At 67.0% G+C, this 2,364-nt stretch carries 2 protein-coding genes; both read right to left on the minus strand.

Annotated elements, in window-relative coordinates; genetic code table 11:
- Positions 1-54 precede the first annotated feature (54 nt).
- Positions 55-825 carry an IS21-like element helper ATPase IstB gene (gene istB / locus ABZT06_RS50440; RefSeq protein WP_327579963.1) on the minus strand — a complete coding sequence of 257 codons (771 nt, stop codon included), beginning with the start codon at positions 823-825 and terminating at the stop codon, positions 55-57.
- Entirely contained in the window at positions 822-2,240 is a 1,419-nt protein-coding gene (gene istA, locus ABZT06_RS50445; RefSeq protein ID WP_355756662.1) for an IS21 family transposase, read from the minus strand. The genes istB and istA overlap by 4 nt, the downstream gene beginning before the upstream one ends.
- Positions 2,241-2,364 lie beyond the last annotated feature (124 nt).

The raw sequence follows: 2,364 nt of genomic DNA on the forward strand, positions 1-2,364 counted from the left end.
TGTCCGCGTACTCCCTGAAGTGCTCAGCCAAGTACAGATAAACGTGCTCAGCTCTCAGGCAACGTCGGTCTCGCGCTCGATGGCGGCGAGTCGGTTCTTCAGCCGGTAGCTGGGGCCGTTGATCGCGATGACGTCGCAGTGGTGCAGGAGGCGGTCGAGGATCGCGGTGGCGAGGACTTCGTCGCCGAAGACCTGGCCCCATTCGCTGAAGGTCTTGTTCGAGGTCAGGATGATCGAGCCCTTCTCGTAACGCTTCGAGATCACCTGGAAGACCAGGTTCGCCTCAGCGCGCTCGAGGGGCTGGTAGCCGACCTCGTCGACGACGAGAACGCTGGGCCGCAGGTAGGAACGGAGCTTGCTGGTCAGCCGGCCCGCGGCTTCGGCGGTCTTCAGCTGGCGGACCATGTCGTCGAGCGTGGTGAAGTAGATCGAGAACCCGGCCCGGCAGGCCGCGACGGCCAGGGCGACGGCAAGGTGTGTCTTGCCCACTCCCGGCGGGCCCAGAAGAGCTGCGTTGGCCTTCGCCTCGATGAACGAGAGGGTGGCCAGGTCCTTGACCTTGCGCGGGTCGAGTTCGGGCTGGAAGGAGAAGTCGTAGTCGTCCAGCGTCTTGTGGTGCGGCAGCTTCGACAGTCGCAGGCCCTGCCGGAAACGCCGGTCATCGCGGACCGCAAGCTCTTCAGCCAGGACCAGATCAAGGAAGTCGAGGTAGCCGAGCTTGCCCTCCTCGGCCCGCTCGGCGTACTGGTTCAGGCTCTCGGCCAGGTGGGGCAGGCCGAGCTTGGCGGCCGTGCTGCGGATGCGGGCGGTAACCAGCTGGCTCAACGGGCTTCCCTCGTCGTCGAATTGGTGGTGAAAGGGCGGGTGCCGGTCAGCTCGTCATAGACCGACAACGGACGCCGACTGACCTCGATGCGGCTGGCGGCGGACCGGTTCAGCAGGGCCTTGAGCGGTCCGGCTTCCTCGCCCAGGGCGTCCCGGTGGCGGGGCTGGGCCATCACGTCGCCGGTGGTGACGCGCCGGTTATCGCCCTTGGGCAGGCCATCCCAGTGCCTGTCGTCGACGATGCGGGCGCCGCGGCCAACAGCCCGTGGGTGGACGGCCAGGAGGGTCTCACCGTTGGCGTCGGCGATGGTGGAGTGCAGGCTGATCTGCGACCGTGTGGCCCGGATCTCGACCAGCTGACGGGCACGGACCCTGCGGGCCGGCACCGAGTACAGGTTCGCGTCGAAGGCGACCAGACAGTCCTTGCCCACGTGCCGCAGATGCCGCTGGGCGACCACATACGGTGTCCTGGGCAGCGGCCGCAAGGCCACGTGGTCACGGACGGCGCGATGGCCGATGACCTCGCCGTGGGTGCCGTGGACCTTCGCCCGCCGCATCGGCACCCAGGCGGTGAACGCGGCGTCCATCTCCTCGACTGAAGAGTAGGCCCGGCCCGCCAGAACATGATCGCGGACGATCAGGACTTGGCGCTCGACCCGTCCTTTCCCGGTCGGGCGGTAGGCGGCCAGGACGTCGATGTCGAAGTCGTAGTGCCCGGCGAAGGCCACCGCTTCCGGATGCAGCGGAACCGCCTCACCAGGAGCGACGTGGCGACGGACAACCGTCTTGGTGCGGTCGTAGACGATCGTCATCGGCACACCGCCGAAGTGCGCGAACCCGCGGCGATGGCAGTCGAAGAACGTCGCCAGGTCCTGGCTGGTGGTGAAGCAGCAGAACGGATCGCGCGAGTAGGACAAGGTCATGTGGAACGAATAGACCTTCGGGATCCCGACATGGGCGAGGACCTTGCCCTCGTCGCCCCAGTCGACCTGCGCCTGAGCACCGGGGACGACCTCGAACCGGCGGTGCAGACCCGCGAGTTCGCCGGGGCTGATGCCCAGCTCGTCCGCGATCCGGGGCCGGGCTTCCTGCAGGTAGATCTTCACACGCTGGTAGTTGCCGGTGAAGCCGTACTCCTTGACCAGGCGCTCGTGGACCACCGCCCCTTTGATGAGGATCTCGGCCCGCAGCATCGCGTCGATCAGGGGCGCGACCTCATCCACCACCCGAGCCTTCGGCTTCCCGTTCGGCGCCCGCTTCGGCGGCGCGACCGGCGCCTGCCCCGACAGGTACTTTCTGGCCGTGCGACGGTTCAGCCCAGTCGCCTTGGCGATCTCCGACAGACTCATCGCCCCGGACTCGTAAAGGCCGCGGAAACGCCTCAACTCCAGCCAGCGATGCGGGTCCAGAACCACCATCAGCCACCTCTCTGCCACCCCGAAGACACAGGAGCAGACTGCCGACGCGCCAACCTCACCGCATCAAGAACTGAGCACGTTCATCCGTACGCGGCTGTGTACGTTCACGTGTACGCCGACA

Source organism: Streptomyces sp. NPDC005483, from assembly GCF_040606035.1.
GTDB lineage: Bacteria > Actinomycetota > Actinomycetes > Streptomycetales > Streptomycetaceae > Streptomyces.